The 22,843-nt window shown below is 57.6% G+C and carries 20 protein-coding genes and 1 riboswitch; of the genes, 14 read left to right on the forward strand and 6 right to left on the reverse strand.

Features of this window, described 5'->3' with window-relative positions; all coding sequences use genetic code 11:
• The first annotated feature begins 43 nt into the window (after positions 1 to 43).
• The 3 genes from PQG80_RS07300 to PQG80_RS07310 are packed head-to-tail and all read left to right on the forward strand — an operon-like array spanning position 44 to position 6,287.
• Positions 44 to 1,846, forward strand: a complete 1,803-nt coding sequence (locus PQG80_RS07300) for a cache domain-containing sensor histidine kinase (protein WP_432432727.1) — start codon at positions 44 to 46, stop codon at positions 1,844 to 1,846.
• Entirely contained in the window at positions 1,843 to 3,435 is a 1,593-nt protein-coding gene (locus PQG80_RS07305; protein ID WP_271750597.1) for a response regulator transcription factor, read from the forward strand. The genes PQG80_RS07300 and PQG80_RS07305 overlap by 4 nt, the downstream gene beginning before the upstream one ends.
• A gap of 44 nt (positions 3,436 to 3,479) precedes the next feature.
• On the forward strand, positions 3,480 to 6,287 hold the full coding sequence (locus PQG80_RS07310; protein WP_271750598.1) for a DUF8487 domain-containing protein: 2,808 nt from the start codon (positions 3,480 to 3,482) through the stop codon (positions 6,285 to 6,287).
• Positions 6,288 to 6,456: 169 nt separating this feature from the next.
• Here PQG80_RS07310 and PQG80_RS07315 read toward each other — a convergent pair whose 3' ends face one another.
• Complete coding sequence (locus tag PQG80_RS07315; RefSeq protein WP_271750599.1) at positions 6,457 to 6,969, reverse strand: RrF2 family transcriptional regulator; 513 nt, start codon at positions 6,967 to 6,969, stop codon at positions 6,457 to 6,459.
• A gap of 186 nt (positions 6,970 to 7,155) precedes the next feature.
• On the opposite strand from PQG80_RS07315, the gene PQG80_RS07320 reads away from it, so the two are divergent.
• Together PQG80_RS07320 and PQG80_RS07325 are read left to right on the forward strand one after the other, a co-directional pair.
• On the forward strand, positions 7,156 to 7,803 hold the full coding sequence (locus PQG80_RS07320) for an FMN-dependent NADH-azoreductase (RefSeq protein ID WP_271750600.1): 648 nt from the start codon (positions 7,156 to 7,158) through the stop codon (positions 7,801 to 7,803).
• A 25-nt stretch (positions 7,804 to 7,828) separates the two neighbouring features.
• A complete protein-coding gene (locus tag PQG80_RS07325; protein ID WP_271750601.1) occupies positions 7,829 to 8,467 on the forward strand; it encodes an HD domain-containing protein in 639 nt (212 codons plus the stop codon).
• 92 nt (positions 8,468 to 8,559) lie between these two features.
• Here PQG80_RS07325 and PQG80_RS07330 read toward each other — a convergent pair whose 3' ends face one another.
• Positions 8,560 to 9,123, reverse strand: a complete 564-nt coding sequence (locus tag PQG80_RS07330; protein WP_271750602.1) for a TetR/AcrR family transcriptional regulator — start codon at positions 9,121 to 9,123, stop codon at positions 8,560 to 8,562.
• Positions 9,124 to 9,321: 198 nt separating this feature from the next.
• Here PQG80_RS07330 and PQG80_RS07335 point away from each other — a divergent pair, with 198 nt between their 5' ends.
• Positions 9,322 to 10,338, forward strand: a complete 1,017-nt coding sequence (locus PQG80_RS07335) for an oxidoreductase (protein WP_271750603.1) — start codon at positions 9,322 to 9,324, stop codon at positions 10,336 to 10,338.
• Between the two features lie 28 nt (positions 10,339 to 10,366).
• Complete coding sequence (locus PQG80_RS07340; protein WP_271750604.1) at positions 10,367 to 10,663, forward strand: cupin domain-containing protein; 297 nt, start codon at positions 10,367 to 10,369, stop codon at positions 10,661 to 10,663.
• 57 nt (positions 10,664 to 10,720) lie between these two features.
• Here the strand turns inward: PQG80_RS07340 and PQG80_RS07345 are convergent, their stop codons facing one another.
• Complete coding sequence (locus PQG80_RS07345) at positions 10,721 to 11,587, reverse strand: helix-turn-helix domain-containing protein (protein WP_271750605.1); 867 nt, start codon at positions 11,585 to 11,587, stop codon at positions 10,721 to 10,723.
• 189 nt (positions 11,588 to 11,776) lie between these two features.
• Between PQG80_RS07345 and PQG80_RS07350 the strand changes: the two genes are divergently transcribed.
• Both PQG80_RS07350 and PQG80_RS07355 read left to right on the forward strand, forming a co-directional pair.
• Positions 11,777 to 12,991 (forward strand): Gfo/Idh/MocA family protein, encoded by a 1,215-nt coding sequence (locus tag PQG80_RS07350; protein WP_271750606.1) that lies wholly within the window; start codon positions 11,777 to 11,779, stop codon positions 12,989 to 12,991.
• A gap of 84 nt (positions 12,992 to 13,075) precedes the next feature.
• Positions 13,076 to 14,065 (forward strand): aldo/keto reductase, encoded by a 990-nt coding sequence (locus tag PQG80_RS07355; RefSeq protein WP_271750607.1) that lies wholly within the window; start codon positions 13,076 to 13,078, stop codon positions 14,063 to 14,065.
• A 45-nt stretch (positions 14,066 to 14,110) separates the two neighbouring features.
• Here the strand turns inward: PQG80_RS07355 and PQG80_RS07360 are convergent, their stop codons facing one another.
• The 3 genes from PQG80_RS07360 to PQG80_RS07370 are packed head-to-tail and all read right to left on the reverse strand — an operon-like array spanning position 14,111 to position 17,023.
• Entirely contained in the window at positions 14,111 to 14,713 is a 603-nt protein-coding gene (locus tag PQG80_RS07360) for a hypothetical protein (RefSeq protein ID WP_271750608.1), read from the reverse strand.
• Between the two features lie 41 nt (positions 14,714 to 14,754).
• Positions 14,755 to 15,453 (reverse strand): response regulator, encoded by a 699-nt coding sequence (locus PQG80_RS07365; RefSeq protein ID WP_271750609.1) that lies wholly within the window; start codon positions 15,451 to 15,453, stop codon positions 14,755 to 14,757.
• Positions 15,446 to 17,023 carry an ATP-binding protein gene (locus tag PQG80_RS07370; RefSeq protein WP_271750611.1) on the reverse strand — a complete coding sequence of 526 codons (1,578 nt, stop codon included), beginning with the start codon at positions 17,021 to 17,023 and terminating at the stop codon, positions 15,446 to 15,448. Before PQG80_RS07370 ends, PQG80_RS07365 begins: the two co-directional genes overlap by 8 nt.
• A gap of 457 nt (positions 17,024 to 17,480) precedes the next feature.
• A riboswitch (cyclic di-AMP (ydaO/yuaA leader) is annotated at positions 17,481 to 17,644 on the forward strand.
• A 116-nt stretch (positions 17,645 to 17,760) separates the two neighbouring features.
• On the opposite strand from PQG80_RS07370, the gene PQG80_RS07375 reads away from it, so the two are divergent.
• The 5 genes from PQG80_RS07375 to kdpC all read left to right on the forward strand — a co-directional run bounded on the left by PQG80_RS07375 (position 17,761) and on the right by kdpC (position 22,819).
• Positions 17,761 to 18,174 carry a hypothetical protein gene (locus PQG80_RS07375; RefSeq protein WP_271750612.1) on the forward strand — a complete coding sequence of 138 codons (414 nt, stop codon included), beginning with the start codon at positions 17,761 to 17,763 and terminating at the stop codon, positions 18,172 to 18,174.
• Positions 18,175 to 18,297: 123 nt separating this feature from the next.
• Entirely contained in the window at positions 18,298 to 18,375 is a 78-nt protein-coding gene (gene kdpF / locus PQG80_RS28890; RefSeq protein WP_432432735.1) for a K(+)-transporting ATPase subunit F, read from the forward strand.
• Between the two features lie 44 nt (positions 18,376 to 18,419).
• Positions 18,420 to 20,099, forward strand: coding sequence for a potassium-transporting ATPase subunit KdpA (gene kdpA, locus PQG80_RS07380; RefSeq protein ID WP_271750613.1), 1,680 nt, complete (start codon positions 18,420 to 18,422; stop codon positions 20,097 to 20,099).
• 21 nt (positions 20,100 to 20,120) lie between these two features.
• Positions 20,121 to 22,157: a potassium-transporting ATPase subunit KdpB gene (gene kdpB / locus PQG80_RS07385; protein ID WP_271750614.1), complete on the forward strand. Its 2,037-nt coding sequence runs from the start codon at positions 20,121 to 20,123 to the stop codon at positions 22,155 to 22,157.
• Positions 22,158 to 22,204: 47 nt separating this feature from the next.
• Positions 22,205 to 22,819 (forward strand): potassium-transporting ATPase subunit KdpC, encoded by a 615-nt coding sequence (gene kdpC, locus PQG80_RS07390; RefSeq protein WP_271750615.1) that lies wholly within the window; start codon positions 22,205 to 22,207, stop codon positions 22,817 to 22,819.
• The last annotated feature ends 24 nt before the right edge of the window (positions 22,820 to 22,843 follow it).

Below are 22,843 nucleotides of genomic sequence, written 5' to 3' on the forward strand. Positions count from 1 at the left end.
GGTTGCTCCCTTTGCCGTTTCAACTGCGTTCACAGGATCGGAGGTGGCAGCGTTGCTGCTGAGATTCATCGAGAGAATCACCATCAGGATCACGAGCACGCTTCATCTTCGGGGAAAAATCTTGCTGCTTTTCGGCCTTATCGTGATTGTCCCGACGATCATACTCGGCATCGCCGCGGGCTATTTCGCTCTTCAGAGCGTACGAAGCAATTATATGGTCACGATTCAAGAAGCAGTAAGGCAGACGGCCCAGAATATCGAATTCCGGAAGCAGGGATATGACCTGCTGGCCGTCCGGACGGCCATGGACGGAGAGCTGGTCGCCCGTTTGGACCGCGAATACGAAGACATGTACGATCAACTGAATACGGTCGAATACATCGACCGCGCCTTCCTGTCTACGAGCAAGTATATGCCGGGCATCGAGGATTTTCGCATCTATCATACGAATCCGACGCTCGTCCAAGACGGCAGGCTCCTATGGAAGCCGGAAGACCGCATGCTTGAGGGCAAGTCCGAGTCGTTATGGTACGAGCAGACCTTGGCGTCGAAGGATATGTCCGGCTGGATCAACGTGGCGGGCAGGTCGGAGGACATTGTCATCACGCACAAGATTATTGCCGCCAGCGGTGCCGGGATCGGCATGGTCTTCCTGCAGCTCGATTACAACGCGGTGTTCGGCGGCCTGACCGAAAAGCCGTTCAACGGCGCGGGAGAGCTGTATATCTTGGATGCGGAGCACCGGGTCATCGCGGCAACGGACCGGGATCGGATCGGCACGCCGATCGGGTTATCGCCGATCCGCGATTTAGCGGAGGAGATATCCGGCGGGGGCGGCGCGGCGATGGACGGCAGCCAATATTACGTCCAGTCTATCGGCTCGGGCTGGAGCGTCGCTGCCGTCATCCATCTGGATCAGTTGGAACGCCAATCGAAGTGGATCTTGTACGGGATTATCGGGTGCATCGTTTTCTTCCTGCTCTTGTCCACGTTCATGGTCATGACGGTGATGAAGAATGTCGTATGGCGCATCCGCAAGCTGGGCAACCGAATGAGCGATATTGCGGAGGGAGAGTTCGCCGTGTCGGTCATGAACCGGGATAAGGACGAGCTCGGCGAGCTGGAGATCTTATTCAATTCCATGTCGGGGAAGCTGGGGAAGCTGGTCGTGGATATGGCGAAGGTGAAGCTGAAGGAAAGGGAGCAATCCTTTCGCGCGCTGCAGGCGCAGATCAATCCCCACTTCATCTACAACTCGCTCAGCTTGGTCAGGTGGCGCGCGATGGATCTGAACGACCAGACGCAGATTCGCACGATCGATGCGCTGACGACCTTCTACCGGCTGGCGCTTGATAATGAGATAAACGTGACGCGAATCGAGAAGGAACTGCAGCATGTGCAGGCTTATCTGGAGATTCAACAGCTTCGATACCCGGAACTCGTGCGCATCGAATGGGATATCGACCCCGAAGCGGCAAAATTCTATACGATCAAGCTGCTCCTCCAGCCGATCGTCGAGAACTGCTACGTGCATGGGGCGATTACCAGCAGGGCGGAGGCGGTCATCCGCATCTCGGCGAGATGCGCGGGACATCGCATCCGATTCCAAGTGGAGGACAACGGAGTGGGCATTCCGCCGGAGACGCAGGCATCGCTTGAACGAGGCGAGCGGACAGGCTCAGGCAACGGATTTGGCACGGCCAACATCCGCGAGCGGCTTCGGCTGTACTTCGGCAGCGAGAGCCGATTCGCGATCGACAGCGAGCAGGGCTTCGGGACGAGAGTAACGATTGAGATACCGGCATGCGTCGAACGGCCGGAGATTAGAAAGGAGGGGGATGCATGATACAAGCGCTGGTCGTGGACGATGAGCCGATGCAAGTTCAGGGACTGATCCGTCATGTAGATTGGGAATCGCTGGGATACGCCAAGCCGCTGTCGGCTTTATCCGGGGATGCGGCGCTCCGGATCATGCGCGAGCATCGGGTCGACGTCTTGATTACGGATGTCTCCATGCCCGTCATGACCGGAATCGAGCTGGTCGCCCGATGCAAGGAAGCGGATCCGGCCGTGCAGGTGCTCATGGTCAGTGGCTTCAACGAGTTCGAATTCGTGCAGGAAGCGATCCATGTTGGGGCGCAGGGTTACGTGCTAAAGCCGATCAAAGTGGAGGAAGTCGAATCCAAGTTGACCGCTTTTCGCGTCGCGATCGAGAAACGGCGCCGCATCGAGGAGGAAACGAACGAGCTGCAGGAGAAAGTGACGGAAAGCCTCAATGCCGTGAAGGAGCGGTTCGCCCACGACCTGATACAGGGGGCGGTAGACGCCAGCATGGTGGAATCTTGGAGCCGACTGCTGGAATTGCCAAGCTTGACTGGCGGCATACGCATTGCGGTGTTCGGATACGATCGCTTCATGGACGGCGGTCTGGACGCCAGAGGCCGGGTCGTTCGCGGCGTGGGTTTTCAACAAGCGGTCAGCGTAGGTCTGTCGGACATCGCTTCCGTCATCGTAGCCCGAATCGGCGCGGACGAAGTACTCGCCTTGCATCTGAATCCGACGCCGGAGGCCCAAGCGATTACGGAGAAGCAGATTGCTTTTATCCAGCGCTTCATGGAGGAACAATACGGTTCTACCATCACGGTCGGCATCAGCCACAAATTCGCGGAGTGGGGCGAGACACCGCTTGCCTATAAGAGAGTGAAGTTCATGATTGCGCGGGCACGATTAATCGAAGGCGGGCAGCTGCTGTACGAGGACCGGTTGGACAAGATGGATTACCAGGATTATCGGGTCCGGGAGGAGTATATCCCGGAGATCGTCCGGATGCTGGCGGAGTCGGACGACGCGAACGAAGTGCTTGAATACGCCCGCAACGTGTTCGACCTGCTGGTGACGCGGCACTCTTTCTCCTACATCCAAGCGTTCGGAATCGGACTCATCAGCGAGCTCATGCGCAGGCAGAGACAGACGGATAATTCTGCGGCCGAATGGAACGTATCGGTCATGCAGCGGTTGATCGACAGCAACCAGGCAGCCTCGGTTCGCGAGATGGTGCTCGATTATATCGATCGTTATGCCGCAGCCGAACGGACGGAGCAGGTGAACCAGCAGCATCATCTGATTCGCCGGATCGCGGCCTATATCGAGGAGCATCTGCACGAAAACGTGACGGTCAAGCATCTTGCGGAGCTGCATAACATCAATGTCAGCTACTTGAGCGTCCTATTCAAGAAGGAGACGGGTAAGACGGTGTTGGAATTCATCCAGGAGACCCGAATGAACAAGGCGATCGCGCTGCTGCAGGATCCAACGATACGAATCTATGAGGTCGCTGAACGGGTAGGGTTCCAGACGGCGGCGTACTTCGCCTACCTCTTCAAGAAGTTTACGGGCCGGACGCCGCAGGAATACAGAGATTACCACTGGAAATGACTACGGGTGCGCGAAGAAGCGCCGAAAGGTCTGAGAATGACAGCATGCTTACGAGAATCGGATTGGAAGGCACTTGGGAATTGCAATTGGACGCGAACAAGGAAGGGCTTCGTCAGCCGCTCGGCGACACGATGACGCTGCCGGGGACGACTTCGTACGCACGGAAGGGCCAACGGAACGAGCTAGTCGAGACAGGCACGCTCACGGATGAATATAAATTCGAAGGCTATGCTTGGTTCTCGCGAGAGGTCGACATCCCGGAAGCGTTGGACGGCGTCGCCTGCACGTTGTATCTCGAGCGGACGCGCGTGACGACCGTTTGGGTCGACGGCCGCGAGATCGGGACGCAGAACAGCCTGTGCACGCCGCATCTCCATGAGATCGGCGGGCTGACGAGCGGCAAGCATAGGATCACGATCCGGGTCGATAACACCGACTACCCGACGAAGGGCGGACATATGACCTCCCGCGATACCCAGACCAATTGGAACGGCATCACCGGCCGAATCGAACTGCAGTTCTACGGAACGGCGTATCTGCATGATGTGCAAGTGTACCCCGAACCCCGGGACAAGTCGGTGACCATACGCGCGCAAGTGATCGGGACGCCGGAAGGGTCGCTGAGCGTATCGGCAGCATCCGTTCATGGGGGGAGCGGGGACAGCGCAGAAACGGTGTCGTACGCGGTGAGAGCAGGCGAGGTCGTCGCTCGCTATGAGCTGGGGGAAGATGCGAAGCTCTGGAGCGACTCGGAGCCTCATCTGTACCGGCTTACGCTTCGTCTCACCGGCGGCGATCAGCGGGTGGATACTTATGAGACCCTGTTCGGCCTGCGCGAATTCAAGGCCGACGGGGACAAATTCGCGATTAACGGCGCGAAGACATTCCTTCGGGGCAAGCATGACGGGCTGATCTTCCCGCGGACCGGCTTTGCCCCGACGACGGTAGAGGAATGGCTCGACGTGCTCGGCACCGCCAAGTCCTACGGCATTAATCACTATCGCTTCCACACGTGCTGCCCGCCGGAAGCCGCCTTCACGGCTGCGGACATGCTCGGGATCTATATGGAGCCGGAGCTGCCCTTCTGGGGGACGATCACCGAGGAAGGCGACGAGAAGCACGATCAGGCCGAACAGGACTACTTGATCGAAGAGGGCTTCCGCATCCTCCGTGCGTTCGGCAACCACCCGTCGTTCGTCATGATGTCGCTAGGCAATGAGCTGTGGGGCAGCAAGTCCACGCTGAGCAGGATCCTGAAGGCTTACAAGACGTACGATGACCGCCATCTCTATACGCAGGGATCGAACAACTTCCAGTTCGTGCCGGTCATCCTCGAGGAAGAAGATTTCTTCACCGGCGTCCGCTTCTCGCGGGACCGCCTGTTCCGCGGCTCGTATGCGATGTGCGACGCGCCGCTCGGCCACGTGCAGACGGACAGGCCGGGCACGATGAGAGACTATGACGAACAGATCGTACCCGCTCGCAAGCCGTATGGTACGGACGGGACAACGACCGACGGCGGCACGATCCAGATCCAATACGGCACCGAGGCTCGGACGGTGAAGGCGGACGCGGCAGGGGAGGAGCTGATCCCGCATCTGCCGGTCGTCTCCCATGAGATCGGACAATATGCCATGTATCCTCGGTTCGGCGAGATCGAGAAGTATACGGGGCCGCTTAAGGCGCGCAACTTCGAGACGTTCCGCGACCGCCTCGAGGCGAAGGGCATGGGCCATCTGGCGGACCGCTTCTTCGAGAGCTCGGGTCAGCTCGCTGTAGCCTGCTATAAAGAAGAGCTGGAGGCAGCCTTCCGTTCGAAGCGCCTGGCAGGCTTCCAACTGCTCGACCTGCAGGACTTCAGCGGCCAGGGGACGGCGCTCGTCGGGATCCTGGACGCGTTCATGGATGCCAAGGGGCTGATCTCTCCGGAGGAATGGCGGCGTTACTGTTCGGATGCCGTGCTGCTCGGCCGATTCGAGAAGTACAACTACGTCGCAGGCGAGCCGTTCAGCGCCGCAGTGGAACTCGCCTACTTTCGGCCCTCCCCGCTTCGCAGCGTGCAGCTGACATGGTCGCTTGCGGCAGGGCAGCGCGTCATCGCCGGCGGCCAGCTTGAAGCAGCGGCGGAGGCGGGCATGGCCTACATCGGCGTAGGCGAGATCGCCTTAGACATGCCGGACGTGACGGAGATGACAAAAGTCCACCTGACCATGGCGATTGCGGGTACGGACATTGCGAAATCGTACGATCTGTGGATCTATCCCAAGGGCGTGGACGCCGATGCGGACCTGGCGGGCGTGCATCTGTTCCATTCGTTGTCCGCGGAGGCGCTCGTCCTGCTAGAACGCGGAGCGAACGTGCTGATCATGGCAAAGACCGACGATCTTTCCCATACGATCGAGGGTACCTATTGCACGGATTTCTGGTGCTACCCGATGTTCCGCTCGATCTCGGAGAGCATGAACAAGCCAGTGCCAGTAGGCACGCTAGGCTTGTTCATCGATCATGCGCATCCGGCATTACAGCGATTCCCGAGCGAGGCGCACTCGACCTACCCGTGGTGGAGCATCGTGATGCGTTCGCGCTCGTTCATCCTGGACGACATGCCGAGGGAGCTGCAACCTATCGTCCAGACGATTGATAACTTCGAGCGCAACCACAAGCTTGGTTTGTTGTTCGAGTGCCGCGTTCTGAACGGGAGCGTAGTCGTGTGCGCGCTCGATGCCGCCGCCGTAGCAGAGACGCCGGAAGGGCGGCAGTTCTTGCGCAGCCTTGCCCGGTATGTCCGTTCCGAACAGTGCCAGCCATCCGTTCGGCTGGAAGTATCCCAACTAGGACGGCTGCTGGGTTAAGCATCTCGCTTGATTCTTCTTGTTGAATAGGTCATCAGCCTGAACCCTTGCTGGTTCAGGCTTTTTTCGTCCGACGGCAGGCGACCGGGTTAGGTGAGGAATATTCAATCGAGGTTTTGGGGAGTTTACTAACGATTTTCACAGTCGTAGCGATCTTATATCCGGTTATTTATTCGCTCTCGTAAACGGAATCGTTCTTTGCGAAAAAGGCGCGAGTATCCCTGCGTGTCTGCGCAGGCAGCACACGGTCCAACTCCTCCTCCAGCCAGGACAATTTTTTACTCCGCAAGAAATTTTGCATCGCCTCTTCGGCTTGGAGCATGACTAAGTTAATGGAGCAGAAGCTCGTGGCGTCCGTACAGTCCGAACAGTCGCGATCGCGATATAAATACCCTTTATCCTTAATGTTCTGACACTGGAAAATCGGCTTCTTGCCCTCGACGGCCTCGACCACATCCCAGAAGGAAATCTCATCCGGATTCCGAGCCAGTTTAAATCCGCCTTTGACGCCGGGAACCGACAAGACGATACCTGCGTTCGCAAGCTTCGTAAATATTTTGGATAAGTAGGTCTCCGGAACGCCTTGGAAAAAAGCAAGTTCCTTGATGCCGATCTTCGTATCGTTTGGAATTAAGTAAACCAGACAATGGAGCGCATATTCGACGCCGACGCTGTACTGCATAATAAAGCCTCCCCTCTTATTAGGGACAAATAATTTATAAATCTAATGATAACAGAGCCTATTGTCAAATGTAGGGGTCTCCATAAAAAGGATTTGACGTGCGTCATCCACTGAAGTATATTGAGGTCGAAGATTATCGACGATTAAAGTTGTCGCCAATATGAAATGTAATGAGGAGTGGAAAAAATGGAAAAGTTACTGGTGATCAATGCGCATGCCACCGTCGATTCCCCTGGCTCAGTCAGTCTTCAAGTCGGCAAACACTTTTTAGACAGCTACCGCCAGATGAATCCGAACGCACCGATCGAGCAAATCGATCTATATGGCGAAGAAATACCGGAAGTGAACGGCGTCGTTCTGAGCGCTTGGGGGAAATTCGCTACTGGCGGAGAGTTGACGGACGAGGAGAAACGCGTGACGGGCAGAATGAACGACATTTTGCAGCAATTCAAGAGCGCGAAAAAATACGTGATTATCATGCCGCTTCACAACTTCAATATTCCCTCGCGGCTTAAAAATTACATGGATAACATTATGATCGCCCGCGAAACCTTCAAATATACGGAAAATGGCGGAGTTGGTTTGCTGACCGACGGGCGCAGTCTGCTCGTGATTCAAGGAAGCGGCGGCGTGTATACGAATAACGACTGGTACACCGATAACGAATTTTCCCACAAATACCTGAAGTCTATGTTTAACTTCCTCGGCATTGAGGATTATGAAATCATCCGAGCTCAAGGTACGGACTTGCTTGATAAAGCAGAGGTGCTGAATCAAGCAAAAATGGAGGCCCAAAAAGCCGCAGCGCGCTTGTCGAAAGAGGTAACGGTCTGAAGCGAGCATAAGGGGGATGTTTGAGGTGACGAATTTAATCGCTGATATCAAGATTCCGGATAGTAAACTAGCCGTCGAAGCTGCTGAATTGGTGCGCGAGCATGCCGACGACCTTCTGTGGAACCATTCGAACCGGGTATTTCTGTTTGCGGCTATGAACGGTAACTTGAATCAAATGAAATACGATGCTGAATTGCTTTATATCAGTTCGCTATTCCACGATCTCGGCCTTACTCCCGCATTCCGAAGCCCGGACAAACGCTTTGAGGTCGATGGGGCGAATGCCGCACGCGATTTTCTGAAAAGCCGCGGCGTCCCGGAACAATCCATTCGGCTCGTATGGGATGCCGTTGCCCTGCATACCACCATCGGAATCGTCGAATATAAGGAAACCGAAGTGGCGCTTATGAATTTTGGCGTCGGTTATGACGTCGTCGGGAAAAATTTCGAAGACATATCTTCGGCCGCGCGTCAGGAAATCGTCCAGGCCTTTCCTCGCAACGAGTTCAAACACAAAATCCTGCATGCCTTCTTGGAAGGGTTCAAGCACAAACCGGAAACAACGTACGGAACGATAAACGCCGACATTTGCGAAGCGCTCCTGCCGGAATATAAGCGTCCCAACTTCTGCAATCATGTCCTTCATTCCCAATGGGATGAGTAATCGGCTTAGATCGATGAAGTGTTATACAAGTAAACGGGACAGTCCGGCATCCGGGCTGTCCCGTTTACTTTGTTCATCGCTTGGAATCGGCATTAAGAGGCGGAGGCAAGGAAAATGCGGAGCAGGTCTTCGATCATTCGGCGAAGCTCAGACGCGTCTTTTGCGACCATTTTAAACCCGCGCATGGCGCTTGTTAAAAGATGCGCCAAATTCTCTGGAGCGAGGCCGTGCGGGCTGCCTGCGGCGTTCGATCGCGACTCAAAAACAGAGGTCAGAACGGCTTCGAGTTTCTTGTAGCACGCATCGAGTGCCTCTTGCGCGAATGCGTAAGAGCTGTCGGTCATTTCTTTCACTTCCGGCGACCGCAAAGACTCGTCGAATTGGTTTAAGGTCCACACTTCGAAAGCAAATAAAATTTTGTCTTCCGTCGAATTTCTGGCCGACATTCCTTTCCCGATTTCCTCAATGAGCCGGTCGCCATAATGGAGAATCGTCGCGTTAAAAACTTCCTCCTTGTTCTTGAAATATAAATAGAGACCCGCACGCGAAATTCCAGCCGCTTCGGCTATTTCATTCATGGAGACTCGCTTGTACCCATACTTGAAAAACACGTCCAAAGCGACAGACAGTAGATGAAGCTTCTTTTTGTCGTCCATGAAACGATTATTATACACTTTACAAACTTTGTCCAGTCGTATAATATAGGCACATAGACAAATTACGATAACTGTCTAAAAGAATAAAAAGGGGAGCATGCCTGAATGAATCAACGAGCATAGTATCCGAAATGCGAGGGCCGTTCAATCGGTTTAAAAATACAAGTCGCATTCGCTGCGACACTAAAGGAGATTCATATGACAACGAAGATAACGAAACAAACACCTATCGGCTCCGGCTATGGAGCTTCCTCTACGGCTGAAGACGTCATCAAGGGTATCGACCTGTCCGGCAAAATCGCCATCGTCACCGGAGGCTATTCCGGACTCGGTCTTGAGACCGTGCGCGTGCTGCGTTCCGCCGGGGCTAAGGTCATCGTCCCGACGCGCGATCGCAACAAAGCGGCGGCTGCGCTTGCGGATATCGACGGCATTGTAATTGAAGAAATGGACTTGCTGGACCCTGCCTCGATAGATGCCTTTGCGGAGAAAATTCTTGCCACCGGCGAGCCGCTGCACATTTTGGTCAACAGCGCGGGCATCATGGCATCGCCCTTGAAACGCGATTCGCGCGGATATGAATCGCAATTCGCGACGAACCATCTGGGGCATTTCCAGCTTGTCGCGCGTCTATGGCCTGCGCTGCGCCGGGCGAACGGCGCGCGGGTGGTTTCGGTGTCGTCCTGGGGACATCACTTTTCCCCGATCGTGTTCGATGATCCCCACTTCGATCGACGCGATTATGACCGCTGGGGAGCTTACGGCCAGTCAAAGACGGCTAACATTCTCTTCGCGGCAGCGCTCGACCAACGCGGCAAGGATCATGGCGTGCGCGCCTTTTCTCTTCATCCGGGCAGCATCGTGGGCACCGGCCTCGAAAAACATCTTTCGAAGGAAGAACTGCAAGCGTCCGGCGTCATCGACGAGAACGGAGAGCCGGTCCTCGACCCGGCAAAAAATCTCAAGACGGTAGGGCAAGGCGCCGCTACCAGCGTCTGGTGTGCGACGAGCCCGCAGCTTGACGGTATGGGCGGCGTCTATTGCGAGAACTGCGATATCGCCCCACTGGGGAAGGACGCCGAGTCCGACTTTGAGTTCGACAACAACAACACCTTGACGGACTCCGGCGTCATGCCATATGCAGTCGATCCCAAGGCGGCCGATCGGCTCTGGAGCCTTAGTGAGCAGCTGGTAGGTTTAACGTTTGCGCTATAAAAAACGGATGGCGTGAGGAGAATAAAAGATGGAACGGACGGAACGGGAGGAGGTATTCGAGATTCTTGAAGGCTCCTTCCGTTTCCAATGCGGAGGACAGGAATTCGAAGCTGCTCCCGGAACGAGCGTCGTGGTTCCGCGCGGCGTACCTCACGCCTGGGCGAATGTCGGATCCGGGATGGGACGTATCCTTTTTACCTTCGCGCCCGGCGGCATCGACGATTTCTTCCGTGAAATCGGCCGGCATTCCATCGAGGAAATCGGACCGCTGGCCGAGCAGAACGACACGCTGATTGTTGGACCGCCCTTGCTTTCGCAATTTTGACGATATTGTAACCAGAATGATGGACTTCCATCTCAAAAGGAATGTCGTACAGAACGGCTATTCGCCGCCGGTCGTCATATACAGGCTCGCGCAATACTGGGACAGGCTGATGCCTGTCTTTTTTTTGAACATTTTGCCGAAGGTGTGGACGTCCGAGTAGCCGACTTCGGCAGCGATCTGGCTGACGGATAGCTTCGTCTGGATCGCGAGATCCTTGGCGCGCTGTACTCTGAGCCAGGTCAAATACTGCAGCGGCAGCATGCCGAATTCCTGTCGGAACAGGTGGCAGAGGTAATTGCGCGACAGCCCGGACACTTCCTCCAGCTCATCGAGCCGGACATCCTCGGCGAAGCGGGCGTGAATATAGTTTTTGACATGCAGCAGTATCGTTTTATGCTTCAGCTGCACGGGCGTCATTTCGCTTTGCCTGGACAGCTTGGCCAGCTCGGCGAGCGTGCGCATCAGCTGCTGCTGGCACTCCATCTGCCGCAATACGCCCGGTTGATGGTAGTGCGAGACGATCTCCTGCAGCAGCTCGTCGATCGGGTGATCGGCCAGGCCGGCAAAATAATGCCGCTCCCCCAATAAGTCCTTTACCGGAAACGGCGCGCTGCCGAAGTGGAATACGATGGATATGCAAGAATACGGCTCTCCGGGTTCAGTGAACACGTGATGCTTTTCATGGGGACGATGGAGAATGAGATCCCCTTTGCGCGTGAGGTATTCCCGATCCTCGACGACGTAATGTGCCAGGCCGTGGCTGACGTATTGGATCTGATACTGCTTATGGAAGCCGAGCGGCTTGCGCCAGCCTTCGGGCGCATGAAAAAGATGGGCCAAAGTGATATAAGGGGGAATGAAGTAATCCCGCAGCATCGGGATCGTCTCGTCCGGCTCCCAATTCTCCATATCGATTCGTTTCATGACAGTACCTCGATCAACTCGTTTTTTCTAGCATAAGACACCGGCCCCAAGCGCACAACCAGCCCGCAAACAAATTGTGCGATTGGCAACCAAATTGCGAGTTTAAGCCAAATACAACGGGTAAACGGGAGGCTATACTAGAGGCGTGCAAAAGGTACGATCCTAGAATAGAAACGGAGACGATCGGATATGGGACTGAAAATAGGCGTGCTCGGCGCAGGAATGTTCGCTACCGAGTTTATCCCGCTGTTTCAAGCGCATCCGCTGGTGGACAGCGTCGCCCTGGCCGAGATTAATCCGGAACGGCTGAGCGAGATCGCAGGGAAATTCGGTATATCGGAAACCTACGCTTCCTTGGAGGCGTTGTGCCGGAGCGATGTCCATGCGATCGCCATCTTTACGCAGCGTCATTTGCACGGTCCGCATGCGCTGCAGTCTCTGCGCGCGGGCAAGCATACTTACTGCGCCGTGCCGATGGCACATTCGCTCGAAGACGTGCGGGCCATCGTAGAAGAAGTGACTAGCAGCGGACTGATCTATATGACAGGGGAAACGAGCTATTATTATCCGAGCACCATCTATTGCCGCGACCGGTTCGCCAAAGGGGACTTCGGCGATTTCGTGTATGGCGAGGCGCAATACCTGCACGATATGTCGCACGGGTTTTATGACGCGTTCCAGCACTCCGGCGGCAGCGAATGGAAGCAGGTGGCCGGATTTCCGCCCATGTACTACCCGACGCACTCCGTCAGCATGCTGTTGTCGGTCACGGGCGCCAAGGCGACCCATGTCTCGTGTCTGGGCTATCGCGATCGTCACGCCGACGGCGTATTCCGCGAGGACAGCAATCTGTGGCGCAACGCGTTCAGCAACGAAACGGCGCTCGTGCGCACGTCGGACGGCGGCATGGCCCGCCTGAATGAATTCCGCCGGGTCGGCTGGTCCGGCAAAAACAGCGTCTACCTGAGTATGTTCGGCACGCTCGGCAGCTTCGAGGAGCATGCCGATTCATCGATCTGGACCTCGATCGTGCCCGACGATATTCAGCCGCTGGACGATCTGCTGCGTACGGCGCCGTCGATCGCGCACGACGGCGAAGATGCGCTGCCCGCCGGGCTCCGGCGCGATTTCCACAGCGGCGTGAGCCGCGTGCATCCGAAGGAGCGTCTGCCTGCCGGGTTCGAGAATATGCCGAACGGCCATTTCGGTTCGCATCAGTTCCTCGTCGACGACTTCGTCCAGAGCGTGACGCAGATGAAGCTGCCGCCGAATCATGCATGGAATGCGGCCAAGTATTGCGTGCCGGGTATCGTCGCGCACGAATCGGCGCTGCGCGACGGCGAGCAGCTGCCGGTCCCCGATTTCGGCGAGCCGGGTGCCCAGTGGGAGCATCTGAAGCTGTAGGCGCTTCCTGTTCCTTGTCATCGTCGGGAGGGGTATATTATCGACGTATGCATGGACATCCCGCATGGGGAGGAATCGTTTAAAATGGAATACGTTAAACTAGGGAATACCGGCTTGGACGTATCCAGGCTATGCCTCGGGTGCATGAGCTTCGGCGATGCGAGCAGATGGACGCATCCCTGGGTACTCGACGAAGAACGGAGCCGACCGATCATTCGAAAAGCGCTTGAACTCGGCATTAATTTTTTCGATACGGCCAATGTGTATTCGACGGGCGCGAGCGAGGAGATCGTAGGCAGGGCGCTGAAAGACTACGCGAACCGTGACGAGGTGGTCATCGCCACGAAGGTTCACTTTCGCATGCGGCAAGGCCCTAACGGCGCCGGACTCTCCCGCAAGGCCATCTTGAGCGAGATCGATCGGAGTCTGCAGCGGCTGGGCACCGATTATGTGGACCTGTACCAGATCCACCGCTGGGACTACGACACGCCCATCGAAGAAACGATGGAGGCGCTGCACGATGTCGTGAAGGCGGGGAAAGCAAGGTATATCGGCGCTTCTGCGATGTTCGCCTGGCAGTTCCTCAAGGCGCTGCATACCGCGGAGAAGAACGGCTGGACCCGTTTCGTCTCGATGCAGAATCATTACAACCTTCAGTATCGCGAAGAGGAGAGGGAGATGCTCCCGCTCTGCAAGACGGAGAAAATCGGCGTTATTCCTTACAGTCCGCTTGCATCCGGCAGGCTGCTACGGAATTCGGGGGAGACGACGACCCGCAGCGTATCCGATGAAGCCCAGAAGATGAAGTATGACGCGATGGCGGCGGCCGACCGGCCGATCGCCGAACGGGTAGCGGCGATCGCCGCGCGGCGCGGCGTCCCTCGCGTGCAGATCGCGCTGGCTTGGATGCTGCAAAAGGAGACCGTCAGCTCCCCGGTCCTCGGCGTGACGAGCCTGATGCAGCTCGAAGAAACGATTCCGGCGCTGTCCGTCAAGTTGACGCCGGAGGAGATCGCGTCGCTGGAGGAACCGTACGTTCCGCATCCCGTCGTCGGCGCCATTGCTACCAGATAAATGACGGATATGCCTAGGCACGGCCTCCACAAGGTCGTGTCCTTTTTATTTGAAGTAACAGATATAATGGGTGGCCTGCTCGAGCAGAAGGGACCGTTTATCCAAGGGGGTGGGTTCTGTATCGCCCGCGATCCGCCGCAGCGCTGCGGCGGCTAGCCGGGCATGAACGCTGTCCCGGCCAAGTTTTTGCATCAACCCGTCCAGGTCATGAGATTCGCAGGCATTTAAAATTTTGCGAAAACAAGAAGACCAAGTCACCCAATCGGCCGGTTTCTCATAGGCTTCAAGCCTAGTATCGCAGGTCAGCAGCCCCGCGTCCGTCGATAACCATAGATGGACGCGGTACCCGCCGCCAACCTGGTCCTCTTGGTTTACGACGAAGAGCTCCAGCTCCCTGATCTGAACGAATCTCGAGAGGCTGGGCTTAGCAAGCTGTGGTTCGATCGTTTGCACGGACATGTCGTTCACCTGGGTTTCCCGCTGTTTTTCCAATCCGAAGGCATTCAGCGAATAATCATAGCCGGCGCCGGCTTGCCATTTATCATATGCCGCTCCGGATCTTCTGTAAAACGCCGCGAACGTAGATTGGCCCGTAATTTTCGGCAATTTGATCACCGGCAGTAAATCTAGGACCGTAAAATCACGCATATTGCGGCGTATCTCGCTGAATCTCGTTTAATCTGCCCGGATCAAGAATCCCGGGATCGAAAGCGGTACCCGACCCCCGGCTCCGTCACGATCAATTGGGGCTGCGTCGAATCCTCCTCGAGCTTCTTGCGCAGATGACCGATATACACCCGCAAATAATGGCTGTCCGACTCGCCGTGCTGGTCGCCCCACACCTGCTGCAGAAGCTGACGCTGGGTTACGACCTTCCCGGCGCTGAGCGCCAGGATCTTCAGCAAGTCGTATTCGGTCGGGGTCAGCTTGATCCGCACGCCTTTCAGCTCCACGACGCGCTGCACCAGATCGATGGTCAGCTCGCCGAAGGAAAGGACGGGTTCATTGACGGCATGGGCCGCATGCCGCAGCGCTACCCGAATTCTGGCGACCAGCTCGCCCATGCCGAACGGCTTGGTCACGTAATCGTCGGCGCCGCTATCCAGGGCGACGATCTTGTCTTCCTCCCGATCCTTGACCGTCAGCACGATAATCGGTGCGCTGGACCACTCCCGGATGCGCCTCAGCACCTCAAGGCCGTATAGATCGGGCAAACCGAGATCGAGTACGATCAAGTCCGGACGAATGGAAGAAGCCTGCTTCAGCCCTTCCTCACCGGTCGCCGCTTCATGGATACCGAATCCATATGCCTGCAAGGTCACTCTCAGGAGTTTGCGAATCTGCGGCTCGTCATCCACGATCAATATCCGTTTGTCATGCTCATCCATCGGTTTCGAGCTCCGTTTCCTGTCGGTCGTGTCGTTCGCTTTCAAGCGCTTCGCCGCTCGGCCGATGGACCGGCAGCCTTATCGTGATGACGGTGCCTTGCGGCTCGTTGCGCCGGGCGGCAATGGTTCCATCGTGCAGCTCCACAATTCCTTTGCAAATGGCCAGCCCCAATCCCGTACCCGTCACCTGCTTGGCGGCGCCGGCGCGGTAGAACTTGTCGAAGATTCGCCCGTATTCGCCATCGGCCAATCCGATCCCGCGGTCGGCGACCTCGATGACCAGCATGTCCGTATGTGCCGACACCGCGATGCCGATCTCGCTATGATCGGCGCTATATTTAATGGCGTTGCTAAGGACGTTCACCAGCGCCTGCTCGAGCAGCACCTCGTCGCCGAGGACCATCGGAGGCTCGGGAGGCAGCTGCACCTGCAGCCTGCGATGCTGCATGAAGTCCTTCACCTGTGCCAGCGCGACCCCGATCAGATCCTCCACGTCGCACCAGTATTTCCGCAGACGCAGCATGCCGCTCTCCAGCTGCGCCATGCTGAGCAGGTTCATCACCAGCCGGTTCATCCGCAGGGCGCCTTCGCGAATCGTGACGAGGAGCTCCTGCCGATCCTCGGCATTGAACAGATGATCGTCGCCGGACGTCAATGCGGTAGCAGATCCAATAATCGCCGCCAGCGGCGTGCGCAGCTCATGGGACACGGAATCCAGAATAGCCGTGCGCAGACGCTCCGACTCCGCCGTCAGATGCGCGATCTTGGCCTCCTCCGCCAGCTTCACGCGGGCGATCGCGCTGGCCGCCAATCCGCCCAGCGCCTCCAGCATCTGCCGCTGCGCGCTCGTGAAGCGGAATTTCCGATCCTTCAGATTGAGCGCGAGCACTCCGTATACGCGATCCTCGGTACGCAGCGGCAGGTAGTAGCCCTGCGCGTTCCGCAGCGTATCCGATCCGTATCCGACCGCTTCGCCGTGATCGAACGCCAACTTGGCGATCACCTTCTCCGATTCTTCCTTCCCCCAAGGGCTGCCGAGATCGGAGAGGTGGGTGAGCGTCAGATGGCTGCGCTCGTCGGGCAGATAGATCGCGACCTCCGCGCCCATCGTCCGGGACGCCTCGCGGGAGACGTTGTCGAGCAGGGCGTGAAGGTCGGTGATCGCGCTCATCTGCCGGCTAAGGGAATAGAGCGCGGCCGTCTGCGCTTCCCTCTGCCTGGAATAGCGCAGCTGCTGCTTAAGTCTCGACGCGAGGCTGGCGGTTAACGAAGCAACCGCCATATAGACGGCGAAGGAAACCAGGTAACGAATATCCGCCACCGAAAAGCTCAGCGTCGGCGGCACGAAGAAAAAATCGAACGCCAGAACGGCGAGAAACGCCGCGTATACGGCGGGACGCAATCCCCACCAGACCGCGCTGACAAGTACCGGAAATAAAAAGATCAGCGCGATATTCACCAAATCCAAAGCGGATCCCAGCGGACGCAGCGCCGCCGTCATGAGCGCAATCAACAACGTAATGCACGGATAAGACAGCCAGGATAACCAAAAGCCTTGTATTCTTCGCATGCGCATTCCCTTCCCGCCCGTCCGACATCCGGCTTGATGCTTCTTAAGGTTACTGTAAATAGAGGTGAAAAGAAACCGCCCAAGGGTGTAAAAATACTATAAAAATAGCTGATATTCGTCTTCAGACAGACTATAAGCGAGGAAAGAAGAGCATGGTTCGGTTTCTCTATAAAAACGCAGGCAATTCTTCCGGATATAACCGAAATCAGTCGTTGAGCGGCTTTACAGCATTTATGGCAAGGCGTAAGATACGGGCATGAAAGGACGCGATGCGAACGGCATCGGACCTTCCGGCCGAACGCGATTCGAGGCATCGGCTGCGACTCGGGTAGGCGCTTGTGTGGGAGCAGGCGAACCGATCCGCGCCGCGGCGCGAGCTGCCGCGACGAGCGTCTCTCACCGCCGCGTGCTTCCTGCAACATGGTATTATCATGCCATTTTTTGAAAAGCATTTTCAACTCGTTAGACGCTGAATCCTGTCGCGAACAGGAACGGGGGAACCAAATGGGGCCGGCAACGGCTCCGCGGGGTGAATCGTCCGGCACTTGAAGGTGCCGCGCGTAGGGCGACTCTCTCGCCCGAATCCGACAGCTAACCTCGTAAGCGTATGGGAGAGGCAACGCTGAACGCGAGTGATCAGACCATCGTCTTGATCAAGAAGCCGCGGGAAAGGTTCCTCCTTTGCCGGGCTTCTTTTTTGTTGCCTTCTTCCTGCGATAAAGGAGGAGGAGCTTAGGGTGGATCGTCGTATATTGGTGGCCGCGCCTAGCGAGGCGGGAAGAAACTTCATCCGGCTGCTGCTGATCAAAAAGCAGCCGGTAGCGGCCGTCACGAATAGCCGCAGGGAGGCTAAACTGCTCGAGAAATTAGGAGTAGACGTTATTTGGCAAGTAAATACTACCAGTACGAAGGACAGCCTCGTGCCGGCGTTCCCGATCGGACGCGTCTTTCTGTTCGAGTCCAGCCTGCCGCTAACCTGTCAATATTTAAAGCTCGTCTCCAGATTCGACTGCCAAGCGATAACGGTCATATCGCATGACTGGCATCCTCAGATCGTCTACAAGAAGCTGGGTGCAACCTATGTCGTGCGTACGCGTGCCGAGGAAGTCGGATTTCTGATCGGCTGTCCGGCCGACGTAAGACCAATCTAAGAGAGGAGTGCAACGAATGCTTGATATAGGCATGACGGTAACGCTAGTCGCCGCATTTGCGCTTGTCGCCGGATTCGTCCATTGGTGCGGCAAGACCTTGGAAGAGACGGGAGGGGATCAAGAATGACGATCGTGCTGTCATTCACCGGCGTATTGTTCATCTACTTGGTGTACGCCTTGCTTCACCCGGAGAAATTCTAACGTTAAGGCCTAAGCTAGCCGCATAAGCCCAAGGAGGAACGGCCATGGATCTACTGCAAATCGTCATCGTGATCGGCATTCTCGTGCTGATCGCCAGACCGCTGGGTCATTATGTCTATCACGTGTTCTCGAACGAATCCAATCGTACCGATCGGCTGTTCGGCTGGGCGGAAAAACCGATCTATGCCCTGATCGGTCTGAAGCATCGCGCGGGGATGGGCTGGAAGCGGTACGCCCTCAGCTTCATCGTCACCAACTTCGTGCTCGTGGCGGTCAGCTACGTCCTGCTGCGGGCGCAGAGCGGGCTGCCGCTCAATCCGAACGGTATCGGCAATATGGAGCCGACGCTTGTCCTGAATACGGTCATCAGCTTTATTACCAATACCAACCTGCAGCATTACAGCGGCGAGACCGGGCTGTCCTACTTCTCGCAGATGGCGGTCATCATGATGATGATGTTCACGTCCGCGGCCACGGGGTTCTCGGTCGCGGTCGCGTTCGTCCGGGGCATTACGAGCAAGGGCAAGACGCTTGGCAACTTTTTCGAGGACTTCGTCAAGGCGCATACCCGGATCTTCTTCCCGCTGGCGATCCTCGTCACGCTGGCGCTGGTCGCGTTGCAGGTGCCGCAGACGCTTGATCCCACGCTGTCGGTGACGACGCTTGGGGGCGCCGCCCAGCAGATCGCGATCGGGCCCGTAGCCTCGCTTGAATCGATCAAGCACCTCGGCACGAACGGCGGCGGCTTCTTCGGCGCGAACTCGGCGCATCCGTTCGAGAATCCGAACGGGCTGACCAACGTGATCGAAATCCTGTCGATGTGGGCATTGCCCGCGGCGCTGCCTTTTATGTACGGACGGTTCGCCAAGAGCCGCAAGCACGGCTGGGTGATTTTCTCGGCGATGATGACCTTGTTCCTCGTCTTCCTCGTCGTCTCCTATACGGCGGAGAAGAGCGGCAATCCCGCGCTTAACGCGCTGGGCATCGACGCTTCGCAAGGCAGCATGGAAGGCAAGGAGGTACGCTTCGGCATCGCCCAGTCCGCGCTGTTCACCACGGTGACGACGGCCGCGACGACGGGCACGGTCAACAACATGCACGATACGCTGACCCCGCTCGGCGGCCTGGTGCCGCTCGGCGAGATGATGCTGAACGTCGTCTTCGGGGGCAAAGGCGTCGGGCTGGTCAACATGCTGATGTACGCGATGCTCGCCGTATTCATCTGCGGCCTGATGGTCGGCCGTACGCCGGAGTTCCTGGGCAGGAAGATCGAACCTCGCGAGATGAAGCTGATCGCGATCGCCATACTCGCGCATCCGTTCATCATATTGGCGCCGACGGCGATCGCCTTCTTGACCGAGCTCGGCAAGGGCTCCATCACGAATCCGGGCTTCCACGGGATCTCGCAGGTGCTGTATGAATATACCTCGTCGGCGGCCAACAATGGTTCGGGCTTCGAAGGCCTGGCGGACAATACGCCGTTCTGGAATATCACCACCGGCCTGGTCATGTTCTTCGGCCGCTATATCTCGATGATCGCGCTGCTGGCGGTCGCCGGGTCGCTCGCCCGCAAGCAATGGGTGCCGGAGACGATCGGTACGTTCCGCACGGACAATGCGCTGTTCACGTTCCTGCTGATCGGCACGGTTCTCTTGATCGGGGCGCTGACCTTCCTGCCCGTCATCGTGCTGGGTCCGGTCGCGGAGCATCTGACAATTCGTTAATAAGGATGGAGTGAATCTGCCGTGAGCGATAAACGCAAGAAAAGCATGTTTTCCGGACCGCTGGTCGCGGGCGCCTTGAAGGCGAGCGTGATCAAACTGAATCCGGCGGTCATGATGAAAAATCCCGTGATGTTCGTCGTCGAGGTCGGCACCTTCATCGTGCTGCTGATGACGCTGTTCCCCGGCTACTTCGACGCGAAGGACCGGATCGGCTTTAACCTGACCGTATTCCTGATCCTATTATTCACGGTCCTGTTCGCCAACTTCGCCGAAGCGCTGGCGGAGGGCAGAGGCAAGGCGCAGGCCGATACGCTGAAGCGGACGAAAAAAGAGATCACGGCGAACAAGCTCCTAAGCGGCGGCGGGACGAAGACCGTCCCCTCCACCGAGCTGCACAAGGGGGATGTCGTCGTCGTGTCGCAGGGAGAGATGATTCCCGGAGACGGCGAAGTCATCGAGGGGCTGGCCTCTGTCGACGAATCGGCGATCACCGGGGAATCGGCGCCCGTCATCAAGGAAGCCGGCGGCGACTTCAACTCCGTCACGGGCGGCACGCGCGTCATCAGCGATCAGATCAAGGTGAGAATCACGAGCGACCCGGGCGAGACGTTCATCGATCGGATGATCGCGCTGGTCGAAGGCGCGAAGCGGCAGAAAACGCCGAATGAAATCGCGCTGAACACGCTGCTGATCAGCCTCACGATCATTTTCCTCATCGTCGTCGTGACGCTCGGGCCGATCGCTTCCTTCGTCGATATCGATCTGGAGGTTCCCGTGCTGATCGCGCTGCTGGTCTGCCTGATCCCCACGACGATTGGCGGGCTGCTGTCGGCGATCGGCATCGCCGGCATGGACCGGGTGACGCAGTTCAACGTGCTCGCGATGTCCGGCAAGGCCGTCGAGGCGGCGGGCGACATCAATACGATGATCCTGGACAAGACCGGTACGATCACCTTCGGCAACCGGATGGCCAGCGATATCCTGCCCGTCGGCGCAGCGCGTCTCGACGAGACGGCAGCTTGGGCGGCGATCTCGTCGGTCCAGGACGAGACGCCGGAGGGCCGCTCCGTGCTGGAGTGGATGAGGAAGAACGGCAAAACGTACGAGACGGCGATGGCCGACGGCGGAACCTTCGTCCCGTTTAAAGCGGAGACGCGGATGAGCGGCATCGATCTGTCGGACGGACGCCAGGTACGCAAGGGCGCGGTCGACGCGATCCGCAAATGGGCGATCGCGCAGGGCGGCTCCGTCCCCGAGGATCTGGGCGCGCAGGCGGACCGCATCGCATCGGAGGGCGGCACGCCGCTGGCCGTAGCGGTTGACAAGCAGATTTTCGGCGTTATTTATCTGAAAGACACCGTGAAGCCGGGGATGAAGGAGCGATTCGACCAGCTCCGCGCGATGGGCATCAAGACGATCATGTGCACGGGCGACAATCCGCTGACGGCGGCGACGATCGCCAGGGAAGCGGGCGTCGACGACTTTATCGCGGAGAGCAAGCCAGAGGACAAGATCGCGGTCATCCGGCGCGAGCAGGCCGACGGCAAGCTGGTCGCCATGACCGGCGACGGGACCAACGACGCGCCGGCGCTGGCGCAGGCGGACGTCGGCCTGGCGATGAACAGCGGGACGACCGCCGCCAAAGAAGCGGCCAACATGGTCGACCTGGACTCGGATCCGTCCAAAATTATCGAGGTGGTCGCGATCGGCAAGCAGCTGCTCATGACCCGCGGGGCGCTGACGACGTTCAGCATCGCCAACGATATCGCCAAATATTTCGCGATCATACCGGCGATGTTCATGCTGGCGATTCCCGAGATGGACGCCTTGAACGTCATGCAGCTCGGCTCGCCGTTGTCGGCCATTTTGTCCGCGCTCATCTTCAACGCATTGATCATCCCGCTGCTGATCCCGCTGGCGATGCGGGGCGTCGCGTATCGGCCGATGAGCGCTTCGCGCCTGCTGAGCCGCAACCTGCTGGTCTACGGACTGGGCGGCATCGTGGCTCCCTTCGTCGGCATCAAGCTGATCGATTTGTTCGTGCATGTGTGGATCTGACGCAGCGCTCGCCCGTTGCCCAATTAAGAGGAAAGAAGGAAACGAACATGAATGCAATCGCCCATGATGAACAGAATAGGCGCTCCGGCGGCTCGATGCTCTGGATTGCCCTCCGCGTCAGTATCTTGTTCATCGTTCTATGCGGCATCGTTTATCCGCTCGTCAGCACGGGGCTGGCGCAGCTGCTGTTTCCCCACCAGGCGAACGGCAGTCTGCTGAAGGACAAGGAAGGCCGGGTGATCGGCTCCGAGCTGATCGGCCAGTCGTTCGCAGATCCGCGTTATTTCCAAGGACGCGTGTCCAGCATCGACTACAAAGCGGAGGCTTCGGGCTCCAACAACTACGCGCCCTCCAACCCGGATATGCTCGCCCGCACCAAGGAATCGATCGCGCAGTGGCAGAAGGACAACCCGGACGTGCCGCTCGACCGGCTGCCGATCGCCCTCATCACCAACTCCGGCTCCGGCCTCGATCCGCATATTACGCCGCAGTCGGCGCTCGTGCAGGTGCCCCGGATCAGCAAGCTGACCGGCGTGCCCGCTGCTGAATTGGAATCGCTCGTCAGCGCATATACCGAGAACCGCGATCTCGGCATATTCGGCGACAAGCGGGTAAATGTCCTGAAGCTGAATCTGGCGCTAAACGAAAAGCTGGGCCTTTAATCCGCAAGCGTAAACGGGGTGCAT

Source organism: Cohnella rhizoplanae, from assembly GCF_948329515.1.
GTDB lineage: Bacteria > Bacillota > Bacilli > Paenibacillales > Paenibacillaceae > Cohnella > Cohnella rhizoplanae.